This is a genomic window from Actinomadura chokoriensis (assembly GCF_041463665.1).
In the GTDB taxonomy this organism is placed as follows: Bacteria; Actinomycetota; Actinomycetes; order Streptosporangiales; family Streptosporangiaceae; genus Spirillospora; species Spirillospora chokoriensis_A.
Map to the genome: position 1 here is coordinate 241,744 of NZ_JAXCEJ010000007.1, position 22,981 is coordinate 264,724.

Here is a 22,981-nt window from a genome sequence, read left to right on the forward strand (position 1 = left end):
CCGACTCCACCGAGTCTCTACCGGCACCCGAGGACGATCGGGCTAGACTTCGGGCTTACCACCGTGGATACCCGTGCGGGGGACGTCCCCGCCGAACTCGATGACATATCCGTCCTGCGACGTCAGTCAGCAGCCGCTGCAAGGAGTTCACGTACGTGTCTCGCCGCCTGTTCACCTCCGAGTCCGTGACCGAAGGACACCCGGACAAGATCGCGGACCAGATCAGCGACGCGATCCTCGACTCGATGCTCAAGGACGACCCGAAGAGCCGGGTCGCCGTCGAGACGATGATCACGACGGGTCAGGTGCATGTGGCCGGTGAGGTCACCACCGAGACCTATGTGGACATCCCGGGCGTGATCCGGGAGAAGATCCTGGAGATCGGCTACGACTCGTCCAAGAAGGGCTTCGACGGGCACTCCTGCGGCGTGTCGGTGTCCATCGGCGCGCAGTCGCCCGACATCGCGCAGGGCGTCGACGACGCCTACGAGACCCGCGAGGGCGAGGGCGTCGACGACCTCGACCGGCAGGGCGCCGGCGACCAGGGCCTGATGTTCGGCTACGCCACCAGCGAGACGCCCGAGCTGATGCCGCTGCCGATCACGCTCGCGCACCGGCTCGCGCAGCGGCTGTCGGCCGTCCGTAAGAGCGGCGACGTCCCCTACCTGCGCCCGGACGGCAAGACCCAGGTCACGATCGAGTACGACGGCGACCGCGGCGTCCGCCTCGACACCGTCGTGGTGTCCAGCCAGCACGCTCCCGACATCGACCTCAAGGAGCTGCTCGCCCCGGACGTGAAGGAGCACGTGGTCGACCCGGTGCTCGCCCAGTTCGACCTCGACATCGACGGCTACCGGCTGCTGGTCAACCCGACGGGCCGCTTCGAGATCGGCGGCCCGATGGGCGACGCCGGCCTCACCGGCCGCAAGATCATCGTCGACACCTACGGCGGCATGGCCCGGCACGGCGGCGGCGCGTTCTCCGGCAAGGACCCGTCCAAGGTCGACCGGTCCGCCGCGTACGCGATGCGCTGGGTCGCCAAGAACATCGTCGCCGCGCAGCTCGCCGACCGCGCCGAGGTCCAGGTCGCGTACGCGATCGGCAAGGCGCACCCGGTCGGCGTGTTCGTCGAGACGTTCGGCACGGAGAAGGTCGCCACAGAGAAGATCGAGAAGGCGATCGACGAGGTGTTCGACCTGCGTCCGGCCGCGATCGTCCGCGACCTGGACCTGCTCCGCCCGATCTACCAGCAGACCGCCGCCTACGGCCACTTCGGCCGGTCGGAGCCCGACTTCTCCTGGGAGTCGACCGACCGCGCCAAGGCGCTGGCCTCCGCCGCCGGTCTCTGACCGTCCGCACGAAGAGGGCCCCGGGGCGACGCCCCGGGGCCCTCTTCGTGCTGTCAGGAGCCGCAGCGGTCGCCGCGGTGCAGGCCGTAGCGGGCCGCGATCGTGTAGCGGCCGGGCTGGTGCGCCGTCAGCCGGACGAAGTCGCCCGCGCGCGCCAGGCAGGCGTCCCCACCCGCCGCGCTCAGCCAGGGAGACCAGGAGACCCGCACCAGGACGGACCCGGCGGACGGCATGTCGACGACGAGTTCGCCCGCGTCCAGCTCATGGACGGACGCCGGGCGGTCGACCAGGGACACCGGGCCCGCGACGCGGAACAGGCGCCAATGCTCGTCCTGCCAGACCTCGGTGAGGTACGGCTGGCCGCCCCCGACGAGAGCGGCCTCGTCGCGCGCGGACCAGTCGACCTCCTGCTCGGGCAGGACGACGTACTGCACGGCCCACTCGTGCAGCCAGGCGCGGTAGGAGGCGGGCGTCAGCGCGCCGTCCTCGTAGAACAGCTTGTGGCGTTCGGCGTCGACCTGCCGGTTCCAGCCGCGCGCCAGGACGAAGTGGCGGCTGAGGCCGGACGACTCCCAGTGGGAGCGCAGCGGCACGACCTCGATGCGCGCCTTGCCGGCGCCGAGGGAGTCCAGTTCGGCGACGAGGCCGCGGGCGTGGTCGGCCGCGGACGCCGCCGGCTCGGTGTGGATCAGGTCGTCGACGGGCTTCACGACCTGCCAGGAGGCCGTGACGATGAACGCCAGGGACAGCACGGCGATCCGGAGCCGGCCCTGCGCGCGGGCGACCGCCGACAGCAGGAACATCCCGCCGAACAGCAGCGACAGGCGCTCGACGTTGCTGCCGACGGGGGAGGGGATCAGCCAGGTGAGGATGATCCCGGCCAGGTAGACGCCGGCGCCGACGCGGATGAACGTCCAGTTCTTCGGCGCGCACAGCAGGATCGCGGCGACGCTGGCGAGGGCGGGCAGCACGATGGCGGTGAGCGAGATCGGCTGCACGCCGCTGAACGGGAACAGCAGGCTCGTCGTCCCCACCACGATGGGGAGCCCGACGGCGACGCAGACGGCCGCCCGGCGGCGGCCGGTGAGCAGCAGCGCGCCGGCCAGCACCAGCAGGAACAGGCCGGCGACCGGGCTCGCGAGCGAGGCGAGCAGGCTGAGGACGACCATCCCGGCGGCGCGCAGGGCGGGCGTGCCGCGCGGGGTGAACGCCACGATCACCGCGAGGAGCGCGAACATCAGCCCCAGGCCGAACGTGACGCGGCCCGAGGCGGAGTTGCACGACAGCGCGAACGCGGCCCACAGCGACGCGGGCAGCGCCACCGGGGCCCTGAACCGCTTGAGCAGGTGCGCGGTGAGGGCGGCCGAGAGGGTGCCCGTCACCACCGCGACCGTGCGGATGCCGAACAGCGCCATCAGGTAGGGCGACATGACGCTGTAGGACGCCGGATGCATCCCGCCGTACCAGGCGAAGCTGTACGCCGCGTCAGGGTGCTTCCAGACGAAGTCGGTCCACGCGGCCTGGGCCGCGAGGTCGCCTCCCTCGGCCGCGAGGAAGAGCGCCCACACCAGGTGGAGGACGGCGGCCGCGACCGTGGACGCCACCACCGGGTGGCGCACCCGCTTCTTCCACCTCTTCCACGCGGAGGAGGTTCTCGCGGGACGGCGCGACGGTCCGTGCTGGACCGGAGCGTCCGCCCGCTCTTGAGTATGCGCTGAGGTCACTTCGCCTGCACGGGCTCGTTGGGCGGCGGGGGCGAGGACGGCATCGGGCAATGGGCCGGAAGGATGCGTGCCCCCGATCAAACGCGTCAACCCTAGCGCGCGAGCCTGGCCGTCGGGTTGATCTGGCTGTCGGGTCGATCTGGTAGGACGAAGGAGTGACGAAGGACGGCGGGGGAACGGACCTGATCCCGGGGCTGGACGACCTCCCGCGGGCGCCCGCAGGCAAGAGCGACAAGGGCGACAAGCCCGGCAGGCCCGGAAAGCCGAAGCAGGCGGGCAAGTCCGGGAAGAAGGGAGCGCGCCGTCCGGCCGGGGAGCTCCCGGTGGCGCGGATCGCGGTCGACATGTCGCTGCCGCATCTGGACCGGCCCTTCGACTACCTGGTGCCCGCCGAGCTGGACGCCGGGGCGGTGCCGGGCTGCCGGGTGCGGGTGCGGTTCGCCGGGCAGCTCGTCGACGGGTTCCTGCTGGAGCGGGTCGCCGAGAGCGGGCACGGCGGCAAGCTGCTGTTCCTGGAGCGGGTCACGTCGTCCGAGCCCGTCCTGGCACCGGAGATCGCCGCGCTGGCGCGGGAGGTGGCCGACCGGTACGCGGGCACCTTCGCGGACGTGCTGCGGCTCGCGGTCCCGCCCCGGCACGCCCGCGTGGAGGCCGAACCGGCGGCGGGGCCCGACGACCGTGAGATGCCCGGCGCGGTCGACGCGGGCGTATGGGGGGACTATCCGGCGGGGCCGTCGTTCCTGAGCGCCCTCGCCGACGGGAGGGCGCCGCGGGCGGTCTGGACGGCGCTACCGGGGCCCGACTGGACGGCCGCCATGGCACGGGCGGTCGCCGCCACGCTGAGCGGCGGGCGCGGTGCGCTCGTCGTGGTGGCCGACGGACATGATGTGGAGCGCGTGAACACCGCGCTCAAGGCCGAGCTGGGGGAGGGGCTGCACGTTGCTTTGACGGCGGAACTAGGCCCTGCCGAGCGTTACCGGAGATGGCTTGCCGTCCTGCGCGGCAAGGCGCGGGCGGTGGTGGGTACGCGCGCCGCCATGTTCGCTCCCGTCAGCAATCTCGGGCTGGTCGTGCTGTGGGACGACGGGGACGACGTCCATGCCGAACCCCACGCGCCTTACCCGCACCCCCGTGACGTCCTTGCCCTGCGTGCGCACAGAGCGAATGCGGGGGTGCTGATCGGCGGGTTCACCAGGACGACCGACGCCACCCAGTTGGTGGAGAGCGGCTGGGCGCACACGCTCGCGGCCGACCGGACGCGGGTCCGGACGGCGATGCCCCGGATCCGGTACGTGGGGGAGGACGCGCAGCTCGCCCGCGACGCCGCCGCACGCACGGCCCGCCTGCCGAACGTCGCGTTCGAGGCGGCCCGGCAGGCACTGGAAGACGGACCCGTCCTCGTCCAGGTGCCAAGGCGCGGATACGTGCCGGGCATCGCGTGCGGGCGGTGCCGCACATCGGCACGGTGCGAGGCCTGCCAAGGGCCCCTGTCGCTGGCCTCGTCACACGCCGCCCCCTACTGCCGATGGTGCGGGCGCATCGCGGGCGACTGGCACTGCCCCGAGTGCGGCTTCTTCCAGGTGCGCGCCGTCGTGGTCGGCGCGAAACGCACGGCGGAGGAGCTGGGCAGAGCGTTCCCTGGTGTGCCCGTACGGACGTCTGGGCGCGATGCGATTCTCGAACGGATCGGCCCGGAACGCGCTCTCGTGGTGTCCACGCCGGGGGCGGAGCCGCCCGCAGAAGAGGGGTACAGGGCGGCGCTGCTGCTGGACGGCTGGGTCCTGCTGGGCCGCCCGGATCTGCGTGCCGGTGAGGAGACGCTGCGGCGGTGGATGAACGCGGCGTCGCTCGTCCGCCCGCAGGCGCCGGTGATCGTGGCGGCCGAGGGGTCGCTTCCCGCCGTCCAGGCGCTCGTCCGGTGGGATCCGGTCACGTACGCCGAGCGGGAGCTGGCCGAGCGGAGGGAGGTGGGGTTCCCGCCCGCCGCGCGGATGGCCTCGCTCACCGGCTCTCCGGCGGCGATACGGGAGCTCCTGGCCGATTCCCGGCTGCCCGAGGGGGCGGAAGTGCTCGGTCCTGTGCCCGTTCCGAAGGCGGGAGCGGACGTGCAGGAGAAGGAACGCGCGCTGATACGCGTGCCCCGGGCGGAGGGACACGCCCTGGCGCGCGCGCTGAAGGAAGCTCAGGGCGTCCGCAGCGCGCGGAAGGCCACGGAGATCGTTCGGGTCCAGATCGACCCCCTGGAGCTGATCTGACCAATAGGGTTCTCGGGTGGCCGACAACTGGGTGGAGAGCACCGCCGGCGACCTGCGTCGGTGGGCGGGCGAACACGGCGAGACGCTGGACGAGCAAGGGGTCCGCGTCCTGCTCGGCCTCGTGCACGAGGAGATGGGTCTCGCCGGCCCGGGCGAGCTGACCCCGGACGGGCTCCGCGCGCTGCTGCTGGAGGTCTTTCCCGAGACCGTGGTCGCCGCGGGCGAGGACGTCCCCGCCGTCCTCGACGCACTCCGCAAGATCGTCGCGTATCTGGGCAAGACCGGCGCGGTCTCCGAGCCGGCCGCCGCCGCGCTGGCGGCGGAGATCGACCGGACCGGGCCCGAGTTCGCCGAGATGGTGGCCGCGGTCGACAGCGAGGAGCGGCAGGCCGCCGCCGAGGTGATCGGCGGGCTGATCCAGGCGGACGGCGTCTCCCTGGACGACCAGGAGGCCGTCGACGCGTGGGTGCGCGGCTTCGAGGAGCTGCCCGAGGCGGAGCGCTACGCCCGGACCGAGGAGTACCTGCGGCGGGCCGGGGAACTGGCCGTCCCGCCGGTGCGGCCGGTGCCCCGCGCCGCGGTGGCCGCCGCGGCGCGCGGCTCACGCCTGACCTCGACGATCCTTTCCCTGGCCGACTGGACGGGCGAGCGCGCGCTCACCGAGCACGACACGCTCACCGAGGCCGACGCCGGCGCCGCCGCTGCCGCCCTCGGCCTCGAGGTTCCGCGCCGCTACGGGCAGATGGAGGACGAGGGCGAGCTGGAACGGCTGTGGTGGGCCGCCGTCGAGGCGAACGTCATCGCGGCCGAGCAGGGCACCGCCGCCCAAGGCCCGGCCTGCGACGACCTCCGGTCCGGCGATGACGAGGCAGTGCTCGCCGCTTGGCTGCCGCTGTTCGAGGCGATAGTCGTGCCAGGGCACGACTACGTGGACGGGTTGGACGCGGTGGAACTCGTGCAGAACGAGATGACCGGCGTTCTCATCCACCTGTACGAGCAGGAGGAGCCGACCGAGCCGGAGATCCTGGCCGGGGCACTGCTCGGCCACATCGAGGAGGCCTACGACCTCTCCGACACCGAGGCCATGGCCGCTCTCGTCTGGGACGCGTTGCTCCTGGAGCTGGCGACCCTTGAGGACTGGGGGATCGTCGAGCCGTCCGGCGACGGATGCGCGCTGACGCCGCTCGGTGTGTGGGCCGTCCGCGAACTGCTGCTGGCGGACGGCTTCACCGCCCCCCTCATCGGCGAGCTGGCCGGTTCGCGCGCCTCCGAGCTCATCGAGGGGCTCACCTGGTACCGGCCGGAGGCGGCGGACGAGGAGATCGGCGGCTGGCTGGCCGCGAACGATCCGAAGGACGCCGCAGCCGACCTGCTGGACGTCATGCGCACCGGCGGTCCGGGCGCTCGCAACCTCGCCGCGGCCGTCCTGCACCGCATCGGCCCGGAGGCCGCAGGTGTGGTGCGCGCCGCGCAAGAGCATCCGCTCGTCTCGCCCTACGCCGCGCTCTGGCTGAACGCCGTCGGCGACCCGTCCGGACGGGAGCTGGCCCGCGAGGAGTACCTCTGGGTGTTCGTCGACACCGTCGCCGGGATGCTGGAGACCGCCGAACCCGAGGAGGCGGTCGAGGCCGCCCTGATCGACGCGCCGCCAGAGGCGGAGATGAAGGTCATGGTCGACGAACTGTGGCGAACCCAACATCCCGGTGTGGCCGACGTCCTGGAGGCCCTGGGCGCTCATCACCCCGACAAGGCGACCGCCAAGGCGGCCCGCACCGCCGCCTACAAGGCACGCTCGGCGTTCCAAGGGGCGCACCGCGGCGTGTGAGCCACCGTGCGTCCTCTCCGTAGACTGGACGGACGCACCCCGTTCGCAGTGAGCCGTTCGCAGTGAACCGTTCGCAGTGAACCTCGTGGAAACGGAGTCCTCGTTGGCCGTCAAGCCCATCCGCCTCTTCGGCGACCCCGTGCTGCGCACGCCCGCGGAGCCGGTGAAGGACTTCGACAAGGAGCTGCGCCAGCTCGTCAAGGACCTCACCGACACGATGATCGACGCTCCCGGCGCCGGCCTGGCCGCCCCGCAGCTCGGTGTGGGCCTGCGTGTGTTCGCCTATTACGTCGACGACCGGCTCGGGCATGTCGTCAACCCCACGCTCGACCTGTCGGACGAGCAGGAGACCGACGACGAGGGCTGCCTGTCCCTGCCCGGCCTGGCGTTCCCCACCCCGCGTTCCGTCGGGGTCGTGGCCAAGGGCTTCAACATGCACGGCGAGCCCATCACGCTGGAGGGGACCCACCTGCTGGCCCGATGCGTCCAGCATGAGACCGACCACCTGGACGGGATCATCTTCATCGACCGGATGGACCCCGAACAGCGCAAGGCCGCGATGAAGGCGATCCGGGAGGCCGAATGGTTCGGCGACCCGGTCCCCGTCGTCAAGGAGTCGCCGCACCGGACCCTCGGGAAGGCGATCTAGGTGAAGCTGGTCTTCGCGGGCACGCCCGAGACCGCGCTCCCGGCGCTGACGGCCCTGCTGGGCTCCTCGCACGAGGTGGCGGCGGTCGTGACCCGCCCGGACCGGCCTTCGGGCCGTGGACGCAAGCTGAGCGCCTCTCCGGTCGCCGCGCTCGCCGCCGAGGCGGGGATCGAGGTGCTCCGGCCCGCCAGGGCCCGCGATCCCGAGTTCCTCGACCGGCTCCGTGAGATCGCGCCCGACTGCTGCCCGGTCGTCGCCTACGGAGCCCTGCTGCCCCGCGAGGCGCTGGACATCCCCCGGCACGGCTGGGTCAACCTCCACTTCTCGCTGCTGCCCGCATGGCGCGGTGCGGCGCCCGTGCAGCACGCGATCCTGCACGGCGACGACGTGACCGGAGCTGCCACGTTCCAGATCGAGGAGGGCCTCGACACCGGTCCGGTCTACGGCGTCCTCACTGAGCCCATCCGGCCGGCCGACACGTCCGGTGACCTTCTGGGACGGCTCGCCGTCGCCGGTGCGGCTCTCCTGCTCGACACCATGAACGGCATCGAGGCCGGCGTCCTGGAGCCTCGGCCACAGCCGACCGAGGGCGTGTCCCATGCGGCGAAGCTGACGCCCGAGGACGGTCACGTCGACTGGAAGAGCCCGGCCCTGCACATCGACCGTCTCGTGCGCGCGTGTACGCCGGCCCCCGGCGCGTGGACGAACTTCCGCGACACCCGCGTCAAGCTGGGGCCGGTTCGTCCGGTGCCTGACGGGGACAAGCTGTCGCCCGGCGAAATCCGACCAGGAAAGAACGAGGTATTGGTGGGAACGGCCACGCATCCCGTCGCGCTCGGCGAGGTCCAGCCCCAGGGCAAGCGGCGCATGGCCGCCGCCGACTGGCTCCGTGGCGTCAACGTCATCGGCAAGGACGCGCTGCACTGATGCCGCCTGCCCGTAACCGCCGACACACCCAGAACCGCAGGCCGGGCGGCCCCCGCAAGACGGGCCGTCCCCAGGACCTCGTCCGCCGCACGGCGTTCGACGTGATCCGAGCGGTCGAGACACGCGACGCGTACGCGAACCTCCTGCTGCCCAAGCGCCTGCACGACCGCGGCCTGTCCGGACGCGACGCAGCCCTCGCCACCGAACTCACCTACGGGACGCTGCGCGGCCGCGGGACCTACGACGCGGTCCTCGCGCTGTGCAGCGACCGGGAGCTGCGCCGCATCGACGCCCCGCTGCTGGACGTCCTGCGCCTCGGCGCCCACCAGATCCTCGCCACCCGCATCCCGCCGCACGCCGCCGTGGGGACCACGGTGGAGCTGGCCCGTTCCGTCGCGGGCCCCGGCCAGGCGAAGTTCGCGAACGCGGTGCTGCGCAAGGTCGCCACCCGCGACATGGACGCCTGGCTGGAGATCGTGGCGCCCGCCGGAGCCGACCCGACGACCCGCCTCTCGGTCGCGCACAGCCATCCCAAGTGGATCGTGTCCGCACTGCGCGACGCCGTCGGGCGGGACGAGATCGACGAACTCCTCGCTGCCGACAACGCCCGCCCCAGGGTGACGCTTGTCGCCCGCCCCGGCCGGGCCACGCTGCAAGAGCTTTACGAGTCCGGGGCCGAACCCGCCCCGTACTCGCCGTACGCGGCCGTCCTGCCCGAAGGTGACCCCGCGGGTATCGCCGCTGTCCGAGAGGGCCGCGCCGCCGTCCAGGACGAGGCCAGCCAGATGGTCGCCCTGGCGCTGGCCGAAGCGCCCTTGGACGGCCAGGACGCCCGCTGGGCAGACCTCTGCGCCGGCCCCGGAGGCAAGGCGGGGCTCCTGTCAGCCATCGCCGCCCAACGCGACGCACGGCTTCTCGCAGCCGACGTCCAGCCGCACCGCGCCGCGCTCGTCCAGCGCGCGGTCGACGGCCGTACGGGCGTGGTCGCGGCCGACGGCATGGCCCCCGCATGGCGGCCTGGGTCGTTCGACAGGGTCATGGTGGACGCGCCCTGCACCGGCCTAGGCGCGCTTCGCCGCCGCCCGGAGGCCCGCTGGCGCCGAGGCCCCGAAGCGGTCGCCGAACTCAGCACCCTGCAGCGCGGGCTGCTCACCACGGCACTGGAGTCCGTCCGGCCCGGCGGTGTGGTCGCCTACGTCACCTGCTCGCCTCACCTAGCCGAGACCCGCGTGGTGGTGGACGACGTCCTGCGCAAGCGCGACGACGTCGAACGGCTCGACGCACCGGCGGTCCTGACCTCGCTCTCCCCGGACCTTTCCGGCATGGGTGAAGGCCCGTACGCCCAGTTCTGGCCGCACCGCCACGGGACGGACGCGATGTTCCTGGCCCTCCTGCGCCGCACCTAGCCGCTGGAGGCCCGTACTGATGGGAGGTCCGTACTGATGGGGGGCCTGTACTGATGGGGGGTTCGTGCTGACCGGCTTCATGTTGTTCATGTCATACCTGGGCAGCTCGGCTTTCTACGTCCCGCTGCTCGTGGCGCTCTTCTGGTGCGTCGCGCCGCGCCTCGCCGCGCGTGCGACCGTCATCCTGCTGTTCAGCGGCCTCCTCAACACCCTCCTGAAGCTGGTCTTCCACGCGCCGCGCCCCTACTGGACGGACCCCGCCGTCAAGCCCGAGCAGACGCTGTCGTCCTTCGGGATGCCATCCGGTCACGCCCAGAACGGCATCGTGGCCTGGGGTTTCTTCGCCACGCAGACCAGGCGGCGGCTCCTGTGGGCGGGCGCCGTCGTCGTCATTGCGTTGATCGGGGTATCCCGCGTCTATCTGGGCGTCCACTCGACCGGCCAGGTCCTCGCGGGCTGGGCCATCGGCCTGGTACTGCTGGTGGCCGTCCTTGGGCTGGAACCCATCGTCGTGCCGTGGTGGACCCGCCGTCACCTGGCCGTGCAGATGGTCCTCTCGCTGGCGATCTCCCTGCTGCTGCTGGCCGCGGCTCGGGGCGCGTTGCAGTCGCTGGAGAACTGGCAGTGGCCGCACGCCTGGGCGGACGCCATCAAGGCGGCCGGGGGCCAGACCGAACCCATCACGCTGACCGACTCGGCGAGGGCCTCCGGCGCGCTCTGCGGCGCCCTCGCCGGGATCTCCCTACTCGCGGCCCGCGGCTGGTTCGATCCAGGCGGCAGCCCCTGGCAACGCCTGGCGCGCCTCCCCCTGGGCTTCGCCGGAGTCGCCCTCATCGCCGCGTCGGACGCGCTGCCAGGCGGGACGAATCCCATCCTGGCGTTCATCGTGTACACACTGCTCACCCTGTGGATGACCGCCGGTGCGCCGGAGGCGTTCGTCCGCCTCCGCCTGGCCGCCCGCCCCACCCCCGGTCTCACCCGGGCGGGGGACGATCGGGCCGGACTGCGCCAATAGAATCTGGACATCATGGCTCCTCAGATCTCACCCAGCATCCTGTCCGCAGACTTCGCCCACCTGGCCGAGGACGTCGCGCGCATCGCCGGCACCGCCGACTGGGTCCACGTCGACGTCATGGACAACCACTTCGTCCCCAACCTCACCCTGGGGCTGCCGGTCGTCCAGGCGCTGCTGAAGCACAGCACGCTGCCGCTCGACTGCCACCTGATGATCGAGGACCCCGACCGCTGGGCGCCGGAGTACGCCGAGGCGGGCGCGAAGAGCGTCACCATCCACGCCGAGGCGGCGAAGGCCCCCATCCGCACCCTGCGCGCCATCCGCTCCGCCGGCGCACGCGCGGGCCTCGGCGTCAACCCGGCCACACCGGTGGACGGCTTCGAGGACCTCCTCGGCGAGATCGACATGCTCCTCCTCATGACCGTCGAGCCGGGCTTCGGCGGCCAGAAGTTCCTTGACGTCGTCCTGCCGAAGGTCCGGCGCGCCCGCGAGCTCATCAAGGGCCGCGACCTCCCCGTCTGGCTTCAGGTCGACGGCGGCGTCAGTGCCGAGACGATCGAACGCTGCGCCGAGGCCGGAGCGGACGTCTTCGTCGCCGGCAGTGCCGTCTACGGGGCCGACGACCCGGCCGAGGCGATCCGTAAGCTTCGCGGCCAGGCCGAGGAAGCGACGGCCAAGGCGAACTGGTGATCCTGCCCTGCGCGGCCGTCCTGTTCGACGTGGACGGCACCCTCGTCGACTCGACGCCACTGGTCGAACGGGCGGCCCGCGAATGGGCCGCCGAGTACGGCATCGACGCAGACGAGTTCCTGTCCGACGCCCACGGCCGCCGCACGAGCGACCGCGTCGCCGACTTCCTCGCGCCGGACCAGGTCCGCGAGGCGACGGCACGCCTGGACGCCCTGGAGACGACCGGCACCGACGGCATCACGGCCCTCCCTGGCGCGGTGGAAATCCTGGCCGACATGAACGGCCTGCCGCACGCCTTCGTCACGTCCATGGGCAGGGCCCAACTGGCGATCCGCACGACCGCGGCCGGCGTACCCGTCCCGCCCACGGTCGTGACGGCCGAGGACGTCCCGGACGGCAAACCGGACCCGTCCGGTTACCTCCGCGCAGCCGCGCACCTCGGCGTGGACCCCGCCGACTGTGTCGTCATCGAGGACGCCCCCGCCGGTATAGCCGCAGGCCGAGCCGCCGGAGCCACGGTCCTCGCGGTGGCCACCAGTCACCGGCTGCAGGCCCTGAGCGCGGCCCACCACACCGTCCAGAACCTGACCCACGTGGCGACCATCTCCAGCGGCCTGCGCCTCACCTGACGTTCACCCGTCCTCGGCCTCGATGCCGAGTGAGGCGTGGTCTCGTGTCAGGTGAAGAGGGGGCCTACCAGGTTGAGACCGGGGTGGCCGTCGGAGGCGTAGAGGACGAAGAGGGCCAGTGCGCCACCGGCGAGGGAGAGGTCCTTGAGGAACTGGAGTTGCTCCTGCTGGCGCATATCGGGGGCCTCCTGCTTCCAGAAGTCGTGGAAGACGAAGGCGGTGACGAGCAGGAACGGGACGAGGGCGATGGCGGCGAGGTCGGGCCAGATGCCGAGGATGAGCAGGGCCGACGCCACGAGGAGGTAGACGCCCGACACCTGCACGGCGAGCTTGGCCATGGGGAGCTTCTTGGCGGACGCGTATCCGGCCATGGCGTCGGTGGCGGTGAGGTGGCCGATACCGGCGCCGACGAAGATCGCCGTGAAGGCGATGCGGGCGATGAGGGCGACGGCGTCCATGACTGCCTCCAGGGGGAAAAGTCGTCATGCGTCACTTGTGCCGCATGACGTACCCCGCCTCAAAGATCGTTGAACGTTCAAGGGCGTGCCGAGCGTGGCGATGGTCACATGCGGCGCGGAATGGAATGCATGGCACACTGGTTGGCAAAGCATGAACGCGTGCTCCGGGGTCGGTGAAATTCCGAACCGGCGGTGACAGTCCGCGACCCGGCCGAAGCCATCGGCCGGTTGACCCGGTGGAACTCCGGGACCGACGGTTAAAGTCCGGATGGGAGGCAGCGCGCGGTACGCCCCTTGCCAGGGGCGTGCGACGACTCGTGTACGTCCCCGGAGCCCTGATCTAGGAGGCCCGGGAGATGTTCACCGGCATCGTCGAGGAGCTCGGCGAGATCGTGGCGATCGACCCCCAGGGGGACTCGGTCACGCTCGCGATCCGCGGGCCGCTCGTCACCGAGGACGCCGTCCACGGCGCGTCGATCGCGGTCAACGGCGTCTGTCTCACCGTGGTGGACGTCAAGGACGGGGTCTTCACCGCCGACGTCATCAAGGAGACCCTCGACAAGTCCAGCCTGGGCGCGCTGGAACCGGGCTCCAAGGTCAACCTCGAACGTCCCGTGAGGCTGTCCGACCGGCTCGGCGGCCACCTGGTGCAGGGGCATGTGGACGGCGTCGGTGCGATCGTCTCCCGCGAGCCGGGGGAGCGGTGGGACGTCGTGACGGTGTCGCTGCCCGCGGACCTGAGCCGCTACCTGGTGAACAAGGGCTCCATCACCGTCGACGGCATCAGCCTCACGGTCGTGGAGGCCAGCGCCGGATGGTTCAGCGTCGCGCTCATCCCGACGACGCTCGCGCTCACCACGCTTGGCCACAAGAAGCCCGGCGACCCGGTGAACCTCGAAGTGGACGTCGTCGCCAAGTACGTCGAACGCATGCTCGGTGACCGGCCATGAACTGGCTCAACGCGAGCTTCGAGGTTTTCGGCGAGCACGTCCTTTGGACCGACCTCATCGGCAACGTGCTCTCCCTCGCCGTCGTCTGGCTCGCCATGCGCAAGACCCTCTGGACATGGCCGGTGCAGCTCGTCGGCGCGCTGCTCCTGCTCGCCGCCTCCCTGCACGCGGACGTCCCCGGAAACGCACTCAAGCAGGTGCTGTTCTGCGGGCTCGCCCTCTACGGGTGGGCCATGTGGACACGTGGACGGCGAGAAGCCGACGGGCTCGTCGTCCGGCAGGCGACCCTCAGGGAACGCCTCGTGCTGATCGGCGGGCTCCTCGTCGGCACGGCCGTGGTCGCTCAGCTGTTCATCCACCTCGACTGGCTGCAGATCGCCTGGTCGCCGTGGGCGAACGCCTACATCTTCGTCGGCAGCGCCGTCGCGACGTTCGCGCAGAGCCGCGCGCTGGTCGACTTCTGGATCGTCTGGGTGCTCGTCGACCTGGTCGGGGTGCCGCTGGCGCTCAGGTCCGGGCTGTACGTCTCCGGTGCGGTCTACGGGATCTTCTTCGTGATGGTGATGGTCGGGTTCAGGAACTGGCTCCGGGAGTCCCGGGGCACGCAAACCCATGTGCAGAAGGCGGTGACCGCATGAGCGGCAACGACGGCGGGATCGACCACGGCGGTATCGACCACGGCGGGATCTTCGACTCCATCGAGGCGGCGGTCGCCGACATCGCGGCGGGACGCGCCGTCGTGGTCGTCGACGACGAGGACCGCGAGAACGAGGGCGACATCATCTTCGCGGCGTCCAAGGCGACGCCCGAACTGCTGACGTTCACGATCCGCCACACCAGCGGCGTCATCTGCGTCCCGATGGAGGGCGCCGACCTCGACCGGCTGCAGATCCCGCTGATGACGGCGCAGAACACCGAGCGGATGCGCACCGCCTACACCGTCAGCGTGGACGCGCGCCTCGGCGTCACCACCGGCATCTCCGCCGCGGACCGGGCGAGGACGATCCGCACCCTGTGCGACTCGGCGTCCGAGCCCCGCGACCTGGTTCGCCCCGGCCACATCTTCCCGCTCCGCTACCGGGAGGGCGGCGTCCTGCGGCGGCGCGGCCACACCGAGGCCGCCGTCGACCTCGCCCGGCTCGCCGGCCTCGCCCCGGCGGGCGTCCTCGCCGAAGTGGTCAACGAGGACGGCACCATGGCGCGCCTGCCCGAACTCCAGGTCTTCGCAAAGGAGCACGGGCTCAAGCTCGTCTCCATCGAACAGCTCGCCGAATACCGCCGCCGCACCGAGTCGATGGTCACCCGCGTCGTCGAGACCCGCCTGCCCAACCGGTTCGGGACGTGGCGCGCCGTCGGGTTCTCCAGCGCCATCGACGGCGGCGAGCACATCGCGCTGGTGCTCGGCGACATCGCCGACGGCGACGACGTCCTGGTCCGGGCGCATTCGGAGTGCCTCACCGGCGACGTCCTGCACTCCGAACGCTGCGACTGCGGGACCCAGCTGGACGCCGCCATGGAACGCATCTCGCAGGAGGGCCGCGGCGTCGTCCTCTACCTGCGCGGGCACGAGGGACGCGGCATCGGCCTGCTCGCCAAGCTGCAGGCGTACGCGCTCCAGGACGACGGGTCCGACACCGTCGACGCCAACCTGGCGCTGGGGCTCCCCGCCGACGCGCGCGAATACTCCAACGCCGCGCATATGCTGCGTGACCTCGGCGTACGCTCGGTGCGGGTGCTCACCAACAACCCCGACAAGCTCAAGGGCCTGGACGGGTTCGGCGTGGACGTGCGGGGAAGCGAGTCCATGCCCGTCATCGTCACCGAGCACAACCGGCGCTACCTGACGGTCAAGCGCGACCGTCTCGGACACCAGATAGAGGGACTCTGATGAGCGGCGCGGGACGCCCCGAGGACATCACCGTCGACGCCGCCGGGCTCACGCTCGGCATCGTCTGCACCCGCTGGCACGGCCGGATCACCGACCAGCTCCTGGACCGCGCGCGCGCCGCGGCGAAGGCGTGCGGCGTCGACGAGCCCGTCGTCGCCCGAGTCGCGGGCGCGCTCGAACTCCCGGTGATCGCCCAGCAGATGGCCCGCGACCTGGACGCCGTCGTCTGCCTCGGCGCGGTCGTCCGGGGGGCCACCGCCCATTTCGACTACGTCTGCGACTCGGTGACCACGGGTGTGACCCGTGTCGCGCTCGACGAGTCGACTCCGGTGGGCAACGGGGTGCTCACATGTGACACCATTGAGCAGGCACTGGAACGCAGCGGGCTGCCGGGCAGCTCCGAGGACAAGGGATGGGAGGCGACTGTGGCCGCACTCGATACGGCACTGACCCTGCGAGGTCTGCGGCATCACGGTCACGCCGGGCACGGCAAGGAGCATATGTAGCGGGTGCAGGGGTTCCGCCCCTGAATGACTCGCGCATATGTAGCGGGTGCAGGGGTTCCGCCCCTGAATGACTCGCGCATATGTAGCGGGTGCAGGGGTTCCGCCCCTGAACGGCTCGCGCATATGTAGCGGGTGCAGGGGTTCGGCCCCTGAACGGCTCGCGCATATGTAGCGGGTGCAGGGGGTCCGTTCCCAATGACTCGCGCATCCAGGCTCCTGAAGCCAACCGGTATCCCGTACGCATCCTCATCGAAAGGCAATCTCCGTGCTGTCACTCGTCCTGCCCAAGGGGTCGCTGGAGAAGGCGACCATGCAGCTGTTCGACGCCGCGGACCTCACCGTCCAGCGCACGTCGGACCGCGACTACCGCGCGTCCATCGACGACCCCCGCATCGACCGGGTCCGGGTCCTGCGCCCGCAGGAGATCCCGACCTACCTGGAGCAGGGGCTGTTCGACCTCGGCATCACCGGCCGCGACTGGATCACCGAGACCGACGCCGACGTGGTCAGCCTCGGCGAGCTGAAGTACTCCAAGGCGACCTCCAACCCGGTCCGCGTCATCATGGCGGTGCCGGACGGCGCACCGTGGCAGTCGGTCTCCGACCTGCCGGAGGGCGTCCGGATCTCCACCGAGTTCCCGGCGATGACCAAGCGGTTCCTCGACAAGCACGGGGTGAAGGCGACCGTCGTCCCGTCCTACGGCGCGACCGAGGCGAAGGTGCCCGACATCGTGGACGCCATCGTCGACCTCACCGAGACCGGCTCGTCGCTGCGCAAGAACGGCCTGCGCATTCTCGACACGCTCCTGACCAGCTACACCGAGCTGGTCGCCAACCGCGACGCCTACGAGGACGCCGAGAAGCGCGCCGCGATGGAGGACATCTCCCTCCTGCTGCAGGGCGTGATCCGCGCGCGCGGCAAGGTGCTGCTCAAGCTGAACGTCGCGCAGGCCGACCTGCGGAACGTCCTGGACATCATGCCCGCGATGGCGTCGCCGACGGTCACCTCGCTCGCCGGCGGCGAGTCCAACGCCGTCGAGTCGGTGGTCGCCAAGCGCGGCGTCAACAGGCTGATCCCGGCGCTGAAGGCCGCGGGCGCGCACGACATCCTCGAGATCCCCATCGCGAAGATCGTTGACTGAGACACCGGCACTGCCGACGGTGTGGCGCCCCCGCACCACCCGGATCGTGGCCTACACCATGGCGGGCGTGATCGTGTTCGGCATGATCGTGCTCGCCGTGGTGGTGCCGGAGCAGTACAAGCTCGTCGACCGCGTCCTGATGGTGGGCTTCGGCGTGTTCATCGCCTGGATCCTGCACATGCTCGCCCGCTGCCGCGTCGCCGCGGACGAGGCCGGCGTCACGGTCGTCAACGCCTTCAACACGCGCCGCTTCGAGTGGCCCCAGATCCTCGACGTCGCCATGAACGTCGGCGACCCCTGGCCCACCCTCGACCTGGCCGACGGCACCTCCATCGGCGCCATGGGCATCAACGGCGCCGAGAAGACCCGCGCCGCCCGCCAGCTCGGTGAGCTCCAAGCCCTTCTCCACACCCGAGGCGAAGCCCCCGACCCCATCTGACGGTCCTGGGCATCCTGGCCGGCCTGTGACCCTGGCCAGCCTGTGCATCGTCCCCGTTCAGGCTCTGGTTCTAGACTCTTGACAGGACTGCGACAGCGTTGCCGTGCGAACATTAGTGCATGAGCGCTCAGAGTGCCGAGGCGATTGCAGAAAGTGGCCACATGGATGCTGCGTCACTGCCAGACTGGGTGATCCCCCCGCCGGGTGGCTTCACCGCCGAGATCTTCCTGCGCATGCGCGATCTGCCCCGGCACACGGAGTTGATCGACGGAAGCCTGGTCTTCGTGAGCCCGCAGCGCAAGTGGCACGTACGAGTGATCAACTTGCTCAGGGACGAGCTCGCTCGGCAGGCACCGGAAAGCCTGTGCGCGGATCGGGAGATGACCGTCAAGCTCGGCGAGCGCCAGGCACCCGAACCGGATGTTCTCGTCGTCTCGGCGGAGGCATACGAACGGGATGAGCCGTCGACGTACTATCTCGCCGATGACGTCGTGCTCGTGGTCGAGGCGGTTTCGCCTGATTCGGAGATCCGTGACCGTGAGATCAAGCCGCGCAGGTACGGGGAAGCCGGCATCAAGCATTACTGGCGAGTCGAGGAGGACGCCGGCCGGACCATCGTGTACGTCTACGAGTTCGAGCCCGCCGGCGCCGCGTACGCCCTGACCGGCATCCACCACGACCAGCTCAAGGTGACGGTGCCGTTCGACATCGAGATCGACCTCACCGCCGTCCGAAAGCGCCGCTAGAACACGCGAGGCGGGTCCCGGGCCGGTTCACAGGGCGGTGAAGAGGGTGACGGTGCCGGCGCCGATGAGGGCGACGGCCCAGACGCGGTCGAGGTTGAACCAGGCGCGGCGCAGGACCGACAGGCCGACGATCTCGTAGACGAGCACGGCGATGACGCCCGCGACGGCGAGCATCGCGAGGGTGTGCACGGCGGTGACGAAGATCCCCGTGGACAGCGCGCTGCCGGAGGACGACGCCAGGCCGTGGTCGTGGTGCGCCGGGGCCGTCCCGGACGAGGTGAGCACGGGCAGCAGCATCAGCCCCGCCCCGTGCATCGACGACATCAGGAACGACCAGCCGGCGAGCTGCCACAGCGAGATCCGCATGCCGACCCAGCGGAAGTGGCGCTCGGACAGCAGCCGCCAGAGGCCGAAGCCCACGAGCACGACGCCGCCGCCGATCGCGATGGTCCGGGTCGCGACGACGGAGCGGGTGAGCGCGATGAGGATCGCGACGGCGCCGACGGACGCGGCGTGGCCCGCGGCGATCGCCGGGAGCGACTGCAGGACGAGGCTCCTGCTGCGCTCCTGGAGGCCGCGGGCCACCGCGAAAAGCCAGCCCATCGCGGGGTTGAGGCCGTGGAAGGCGCCGAGCGCCACGAGGGCGGCGAGCGACCCGTCGTTCACGGGTAGCAGTACGAGTCCGAGGACGCGTCACCGCCTTGCAGCCGTGTCTGGTGCGGGCGGCGCCCCCGGAAGTCGTCGCCGTTGGGGAAGAACCGTTCGTCGAAGGAGAAACCGTCCGCGGTGGAGTCGAGCTTGGCCATCCACGCGCCGACGCCGTCCGGGAAGAACTGGTCGTCCCAGGAGCCGTAGAGCGAGTTGGTGACGTAGACGCGCTTCCCGTCGCGGCTGACCTCGACCATCTGCGGGCCTCCCGCGAGGGGGCGGTCCGGCGCCGCCGGGTGCGGCGTCCGGGCGACGATGCCGCCGATGCGCACCGAGCCGGCCTCGACCGGGTTGAACGGGTCGCTGACGTCGTAGCGCTTCAGCTCGCCGGTGCCCCAGCACGACACGTACAGCCACTGGTCGTCCACGGACAGGTCGATGTCGGTGACGAGCGGTGGCACCGCCCCGAACGGCCGGATGACCGGGGGAAGAGAGGAGGGGTCCGCCGGCTCGGCCGGGATGGTGATGACCTTCGTGGCCGCCCAGGAATCCCCGTCGCGGTGCCACACCCAGACCGACGCCGACAGGTCCTCGACGCTGACGACCACGCCGGCGAACCCGTAGAGCTTGGTCGGGTCGTGCGCCGGCCGCAGCTCCAGCACCATCTGGTGCTCGTCGCCGAGGTCCACCGTCTGGACGTGCTTGCGCTTGCGCAGGTCGAAGAAGTTCAGCGAGTGCCCGTACTGGCGCCCGAGCAGCAGTTCGGCGACGACGCCGTCCTCCACCATGGACGGCGTGCCCCACTCGGACGTGACGAGGACGTCGTGCGCGATGTGCCACCACGCGTCGTAGGCGAAGTACTGGGGGCCCCGGTCGACCTCCCAGCGGCCGAGCACGTCGAACGAGGCGTGGTCGAGCAGCGCGATCCCGCCCGGCCCGTCCTCGCCGTTCGCGCCGCCGAGCGCGGTCAGGTAGAGCCCCTCGGGCCCGCAGTGGACGGTGTGCGGCCGCGAGTACCCGGCGCGCTTGGCCAGCTCGTCCGGCTCCAGCACCTTGACGATCTTGGGTGCGAGGGGGTCGTCCTTGGTGTCGATGACGTAGACCCGCGACGACCGCAGCCCCGGCACGATCAGGTACCGGCGCTCCACGTGCGGATGCGGCGAACCGGGGCACAGCGCGCTGCTGCAGGCGTTCCACCCGAAGTGGTGCAGCTCGTCGCCGAGGTAGGGCAGTTCGGTCCAGCCCACCACGGAGCCGTAGGAGCCGGAACCCGGGTCCACGTCGAGGACCGCGATCGCGTCCGGCCTCTCGGCGGCGCGGTCGAACGCGGCCACGTACGCGAGCTTCTCCGCCGGGGCCGAGGCCGCGTCGCGGGGAGAGGCGTAGAAGGTCGGGTCCGGCTTCCACAGTGCCATGGTCGTCCTTTCCGGATGTCTCAGGTGATGGTGACCGGGTGCCGTACGACGGCGCCGAACAGGTAGCCGAGGGTGTTGTAGGGGGCGGTGGCGGGCTGGGACGCGCCGGTCTCGTCGGTGGCCCGCGCCAGCAGCTCGTATTGCCCGGCCGCCCGCGGCGTCCACGGGAACTCCCAGCGGACCCATCCGCGCGGGTTCGTGTGGCGGTCCAGGGGCCGGGCGCGCCGCCAGGTCGTGCCGCCGTCCACGCTGACCTCGGTGTGCCGGACGCGGCCGTTGCCCGACCAGGACCGGCCGCGCAGGACGTGCGAACCGGCCGGCAGGGTCGCCTCCCACGGCAGCTCGAAGGCGGACTTGACGTTCGTGCGGGTCAGCGGCGCCGAGCCCTCCTCGGGGTAGCCGGGCCCGAAGAACCGGTAGAAGCGGGTGTTCCACGGCGAGTACAGCGGTTCGGCGGCCACCTGGATGTCCCCGAGCCACTTGATGGACGCGATGCCCGTCCAGGAGGGCACGACCAGCCGGACGGGGTGGCCGTGGTCGGGCGGCAGGGGGGCGCCGTTCATCTCGTAGGCGAGCAGGACGTCCTTCATGGCCTTGGAGACCGGAAGGGGGCGCCGCACGCGGCCGAGGTTCTCGCCCTTGTCCACGTACTCAGCGTCCAGCCCGCGCGGCAGGATGTCCACGGCCTCGCGGGTTATACCCGCGAGCCGCAGCACGGTCGACAGCCGGACCCCGCGCCACCTGGCGACGCCCACGCCGCCCGTTTTCCAGGGGGTGCCGGAGACGGTCTGCCCCTGCTGGGAGGTGTAGAAGCTGCGCCCGTTGCCCGTGCATTCGATGAACGCCGTGATCGTCTCGGCGCGGAGCCGGAGCAGGTCGTCGTAGGAGAACTCGACGGGGCTCTGCTCGGAGGGGGAGCCGTGGAGCCCGCTGCCCCAGAGTCCGAGCCGCCACGTGCGCGCGTCGATGAGCGGCGTGGAGCCGTGGTTGCGGACGAAGAACCGGTCCGCGGGGGTGAGGAGGCCCTGGCCTTGCATGGCCTCCCACCGCATCTCGGCGTTGGTGCCGTGGGTGATGAACAGCTCGGGCGGCAGCGGTTTCACGATTCCCGCGGCGGCCTCGGCCGGGGCGGCGGTGAGCGCGCCGCCGGCCCCGGCCGCCAGGCCGGCGCCGGCACCCGCCGACAGGCGCAGCATGCCGCGCCTGGACAGCGAGCGGGCGCGCTCGTAGGCCGCCTCGTCGGTCAGGTCGGGGTCCTTCCGGTTACCGGATCGCATGGTCCGATGCTGCTGAGCGACCGGCCAAAAGTCAACTTTCCCTACCGACTTGCCATAAAATTGCACCGGGGGAGGAGCCGCGAAAACGCAAGGGTCCGGGCCATGTGAGTCGGGTCTCCCGCCGAGTAGCCTCGGTGCCGTGGGGGAGACGGCGTCGATGACCACGGACCGGGTCGGATCGCCCGCGGAGCTCGCGGGCCTGCTCGATCGGCACGCCTACCTGTGCGACGAGGGGCTCGCGACGGCGTGCTTCCTCGCGCTGCGGATGGGCAGGCCGCTGTTCCTGGAGGGCGAGGCCGGCGTCGGCAAGACCGAGCTGGCCAAAACGCTCGCGCGCGGGCTCGGCGCGCCGCTGATCCGGCTGCAGTGCTACGAGGGGCTGGACGCGTCCCAGGCCCTCTACGACTGGGACTTCCCGCGCCAGCTGCTGCACCTGCGGGCCGCCGAGGCGGCGGGCGTACAGGACGTGTCGCGGCTGGAGGGGGAGCTCTACGACCGGCGGTTCCTGCTGGCCCGGCCGCTGCTGCGGGCGCTGGAGACCTCGCCGAGCGTCCTGCTGGTGGACGAGCTCGACCGCGCCGACGACGAGTTCGAGGCGTTCCTGCTGGAGGTCCTCAGCGACTTCACGATCACCGTCCCCGAGCTCGGCACGATCCGGGCGGAGCGCCCGCCGGTCGTCGTGGTCACCTCCAACCGCACCCGCGAGGTCCACGACGCGCTCAAGCGGCGCTGCCTGTACCACTGGCTGGAGCACCCGTCGTTCGACCGGGAGGTCGCGATCATCAGGCGGCGGCTGCCCGGCGCGGCCGAGCGGCTCGCCGGGCAGGTCGCCCGCGCCGCCCAGCAGATGCGCGACGCCGACCTGCTGAAGCCGCCCGGAGTCGCCGAGACCCTCGACTGGACCGAGGCCCTCGTCGCCCTCGGCGTCCGCGAGCTGGACCCGGCGACGGCGGCGGTGACGCTCGGCGCCGTGCTCAAGTACCGCGAGGACCAGCAGCGCGTGCTCGGGGGCGGGCTGCAAGCCCTGCTCGGCGGGGGGTGAGC

22 protein-coding genes and 1 riboswitch are annotated in these 22,981 nt (G+C 71.4%); of the genes, 17 read left to right on the top strand and 5 right to left on the bottom strand.

What is annotated here, in order from left to right:
* Positions 1 to 155 precede the first annotated feature (155 nt).
* Positions 156 to 1,349, top strand: a complete 1,194-nt coding sequence (gene metK / locus SM418_RS14790; RefSeq protein ID WP_371940892.1) for a methionine adenosyltransferase — start codon at positions 156 to 158, stop codon at positions 1,347 to 1,349.
* A 53-nt stretch (positions 1,350 to 1,402) separates the two neighbouring features.
* Here metK and SM418_RS14795 read toward each other — a convergent pair whose 3' ends face one another.
* On the bottom strand, positions 1,403 to 2,968 hold the full coding sequence (locus SM418_RS14795; protein ID WP_371940890.1) for a DUF8823 domain-containing protein: 1,566 nt from the start codon (positions 2,966 to 2,968) through the stop codon (positions 1,403 to 1,405).
* Between the two features lie 260 nt (positions 2,969 to 3,228).
* On the opposite strand from SM418_RS14795, the gene SM418_RS14800 reads away from it, so the two are divergent.
* The 8 genes from SM418_RS14800 (at position 3,229) to SM418_RS14835 (ending at position 12,469) form a co-directional block, all read left to right on the top strand.
* The gene (locus tag SM418_RS14800) at positions 3,229 to 5,328 is read left to right on the top strand and encodes a primosomal protein N' (protein WP_371940889.1); all 2,100 of its coding nucleotides are present in this window, start codon (positions 3,229 to 3,231) and stop codon (positions 5,326 to 5,328) included.
* A gap of 16 nt (positions 5,329 to 5,344) precedes the next feature.
* On the top strand, positions 5,345 to 7,153 hold the full coding sequence (locus tag SM418_RS14805) for a hypothetical protein (protein ID WP_371940888.1): 1,809 nt from the start codon (positions 5,345 to 5,347) through the stop codon (positions 7,151 to 7,153).
* A gap of 103 nt (positions 7,154 to 7,256) precedes the next feature.
* Positions 7,257 to 7,802, top strand: a complete 546-nt coding sequence (gene def / locus SM418_RS14810; RefSeq protein WP_371940887.1) for a peptide deformylase — start codon at positions 7,257 to 7,259, stop codon at positions 7,800 to 7,802.
* Positions 7,803 to 8,729 (top strand): methionyl-tRNA formyltransferase, encoded by a 927-nt coding sequence (gene fmt, locus SM418_RS14815; protein WP_371940886.1) that lies wholly within the window; start codon positions 7,803 to 7,805, stop codon positions 8,727 to 8,729.
* A complete protein-coding gene (locus SM418_RS14820; RefSeq protein WP_371940885.1) occupies positions 8,729 to 10,135 on the top strand; it encodes an RsmB/NOP family class I SAM-dependent RNA methyltransferase in 1,407 nt (468 codons plus the stop codon). The genes fmt and SM418_RS14820 overlap by 1 nt, the downstream gene beginning before the upstream one ends.
* A gap of 88 nt (positions 10,136 to 10,223) precedes the next feature.
* Positions 10,224 to 11,150 carry a phosphatase PAP2 family protein gene (locus SM418_RS14825; RefSeq protein WP_371940884.1) on the top strand — a complete coding sequence of 309 codons (927 nt, stop codon included), beginning with the start codon at positions 10,224 to 10,226 and terminating at the stop codon, positions 11,148 to 11,150.
* Positions 11,151 to 11,162: 12 nt separating this feature from the next.
* Positions 11,163 to 11,840 carry a ribulose-phosphate 3-epimerase gene (gene rpe / locus SM418_RS14830; RefSeq protein ID WP_371940883.1) on the top strand — a complete coding sequence of 226 codons (678 nt, stop codon included), beginning with the start codon at positions 11,163 to 11,165 and terminating at the stop codon, positions 11,838 to 11,840.
* On the top strand, positions 11,837 to 12,469 hold the full coding sequence (locus tag SM418_RS14835) for an HAD-IA family hydrolase (RefSeq protein WP_371940882.1): 633 nt from the start codon (positions 11,837 to 11,839) through the stop codon (positions 12,467 to 12,469). The genes rpe and SM418_RS14835 overlap by 4 nt, the downstream gene beginning before the upstream one ends.
* 47 nt (positions 12,470 to 12,516) lie before the next feature.
* On the opposite strand, the gene SM418_RS14840 is transcribed toward SM418_RS14835, so the two are convergent.
* Entirely contained in the window at positions 12,517 to 12,927 is a 411-nt protein-coding gene (locus SM418_RS14840) for a DoxX family protein (RefSeq protein WP_371940880.1), read from the bottom strand.
* Between the two features lie 155 nt (positions 12,928 to 13,082).
* A riboswitch (FMN riboswitch) is annotated at positions 13,083 to 13,213 on the top strand.
* Between the two features lie 70 nt (positions 13,214 to 13,283).
* Between SM418_RS14840 and SM418_RS14845 the strand changes: the two genes are divergently transcribed.
* From SM418_RS14845 to SM418_RS14875, 7 genes are all read left to right on the top strand, one after another.
* Positions 13,284 to 13,877, top strand: coding sequence for a riboflavin synthase (locus SM418_RS14845; protein WP_371940878.1), 594 nt, complete (start codon positions 13,284 to 13,286; stop codon positions 13,875 to 13,877).
* Positions 13,874 to 14,515, top strand: coding sequence for a nicotinamide riboside transporter PnuC (pnuC, locus tag SM418_RS14850; protein WP_371940877.1), 642 nt, complete (start codon positions 13,874 to 13,876; stop codon positions 14,513 to 14,515). The genes SM418_RS14845 and pnuC overlap by 4 nt, the downstream gene beginning before the upstream one ends.
* On the top strand, positions 14,512 to 15,765 hold the full coding sequence (locus tag SM418_RS14855) for a bifunctional 3,4-dihydroxy-2-butanone-4-phosphate synthase/GTP cyclohydrolase II (RefSeq protein WP_371940876.1): 1,254 nt from the start codon (positions 14,512 to 14,514) through the stop codon (positions 15,763 to 15,765). The genes pnuC and SM418_RS14855 overlap by 4 nt, the downstream gene beginning before the upstream one ends.
* Positions 15,765 to 16,271 (top strand): 6,7-dimethyl-8-ribityllumazine synthase, encoded by a 507-nt coding sequence (gene ribH / locus SM418_RS14860; protein WP_371940874.1) that lies wholly within the window; start codon positions 15,765 to 15,767, stop codon positions 16,269 to 16,271. The genes SM418_RS14855 and ribH overlap by 1 nt, the downstream gene beginning before the upstream one ends.
* Positions 16,272 to 16,536: 265 nt before the next feature.
* A complete protein-coding gene (gene hisG / locus SM418_RS14865; RefSeq protein WP_371940872.1) occupies positions 16,537 to 17,412 on the top strand; it encodes an ATP phosphoribosyltransferase in 876 nt (291 codons plus the stop codon).
* Entirely contained in the window at positions 17,405 to 17,851 is a 447-nt protein-coding gene (locus SM418_RS14870; protein ID WP_371940870.1) for a PH domain-containing protein, read from the top strand. Before hisG ends, SM418_RS14870 begins: the two co-directional genes overlap by 8 nt.
* 119 nt (positions 17,852 to 17,970) lie before the next feature.
* A complete protein-coding gene (locus SM418_RS14875; protein ID WP_371940869.1) occupies positions 17,971 to 18,597 on the top strand; it encodes a Uma2 family endonuclease in 627 nt (208 codons plus the stop codon).
* Between the two features lie 27 nt (positions 18,598 to 18,624).
* On the opposite strand, the gene SM418_RS14880 is transcribed toward SM418_RS14875, so the two are convergent.
* The 3 genes from SM418_RS14880 to SM418_RS14890 are packed head-to-tail and all read right to left on the bottom strand — an operon-like array spanning position 18,625 to position 21,937.
* The gene (locus tag SM418_RS14880; protein WP_371940868.1) at positions 18,625 to 19,263 is read right to left on the bottom strand and encodes a hypothetical protein; all 639 of its coding nucleotides are present in this window, start codon (positions 19,261 to 19,263) and stop codon (positions 18,625 to 18,627) included.
* Entirely contained in the window at positions 19,260 to 20,660 is a 1,401-nt protein-coding gene (locus SM418_RS14885; protein WP_371940867.1) for a selenium-binding family protein, read from the bottom strand. Before SM418_RS14885 ends, SM418_RS14880 begins: the two co-directional genes overlap by 4 nt.
* A gap of 20 nt (positions 20,661 to 20,680) precedes the next feature.
* On the bottom strand, positions 20,681 to 21,937 hold the full coding sequence (locus SM418_RS14890) for a sulfite oxidase (protein WP_371940866.1): 1,257 nt from the start codon (positions 21,935 to 21,937) through the stop codon (positions 20,681 to 20,683).
* Positions 21,938 to 22,094: 157 nt separating this feature from the next.
* On the opposite strand from SM418_RS14890, the gene SM418_RS14895 reads away from it, so the two are divergent.
* Positions 22,095 to 22,979 carry an AAA family ATPase gene (locus tag SM418_RS14895; RefSeq protein WP_371941212.1) on the top strand — a complete coding sequence of 295 codons (885 nt, stop codon included), beginning with the start codon at positions 22,095 to 22,097 and terminating at the stop codon, positions 22,977 to 22,979.
* The last annotated feature ends 2 nt before the right edge of the window (positions 22,980 to 22,981 follow it).

Excerpts from the sequence above, each read along its gene's own strand:
- SM418_RS14820 (WP_371940885.1), top strand. The coding sequence starts at position 8,729 with ATGCCGCCTGCCCGTAACCGCCGACACACCCAGAACCGCAGGCCGGGC.
- SM418_RS14825 (WP_371940884.1), top strand. The coding sequence starts at position 10,224 with ATGTCATACCTGGGCAGCTCGGCTTTCTACGTCCCGCTGCTCGTGGCG.
- rpe (WP_371940883.1), top strand. The coding sequence starts at position 11,163 with ATGGCTCCTCAGATCTCACCCAGCATCCTGTCCGCAGACTTCGCCCAC.
- SM418_RS14840 (WP_371940880.1), bottom strand. The coding sequence starts at position 12,927 with ATGGACGCCGTCGCCCTCATCGCCCGCATCGCCTTCACGGCGATCTTC.
- SM418_RS14845 (WP_371940878.1), top strand. The coding sequence starts at position 13,284 with ATGTTCACCGGCATCGTCGAGGAGCTCGGCGAGATCGTGGCGATCGAC.
- pnuC (WP_371940877.1), top strand. The coding sequence starts at position 13,874 with ATGAACTGGCTCAACGCGAGCTTCGAGGTTTTCGGCGAGCACGTCCTT.
- SM418_RS14855 (WP_371940876.1), top strand. The coding sequence starts at position 14,512 with ATGAGCGGCAACGACGGCGGGATCGACCACGGCGGTATCGACCACGGC.
- ribH (WP_371940874.1), top strand. The coding sequence starts at position 15,765 with ATGAGCGGCGCGGGACGCCCCGAGGACATCACCGTCGACGCCGCCGGG.
- SM418_RS14875 (WP_371940869.1), top strand. The coding sequence starts at position 17,971 with ATGAGCGCTCAGAGTGCCGAGGCGATTGCAGAAAGTGGCCACATGGAT.
- SM418_RS14885 (WP_371940867.1), bottom strand. The coding sequence starts at position 20,660 with ATGGCACTGTGGAAGCCGGACCCGACCTTCTACGCCTCTCCCCGCGAC.
- SM418_RS14890 (WP_371940866.1), bottom strand. The coding sequence starts at position 21,937 with ATGCGATCCGGTAACCGGAAGGACCCCGACCTGACCGACGAGGCGGCC.
- SM418_RS14895 (WP_371941212.1), top strand. The coding sequence starts at position 22,095 with ATGACCACGGACCGGGTCGGATCGCCCGCGGAGCTCGCGGGCCTGCTC.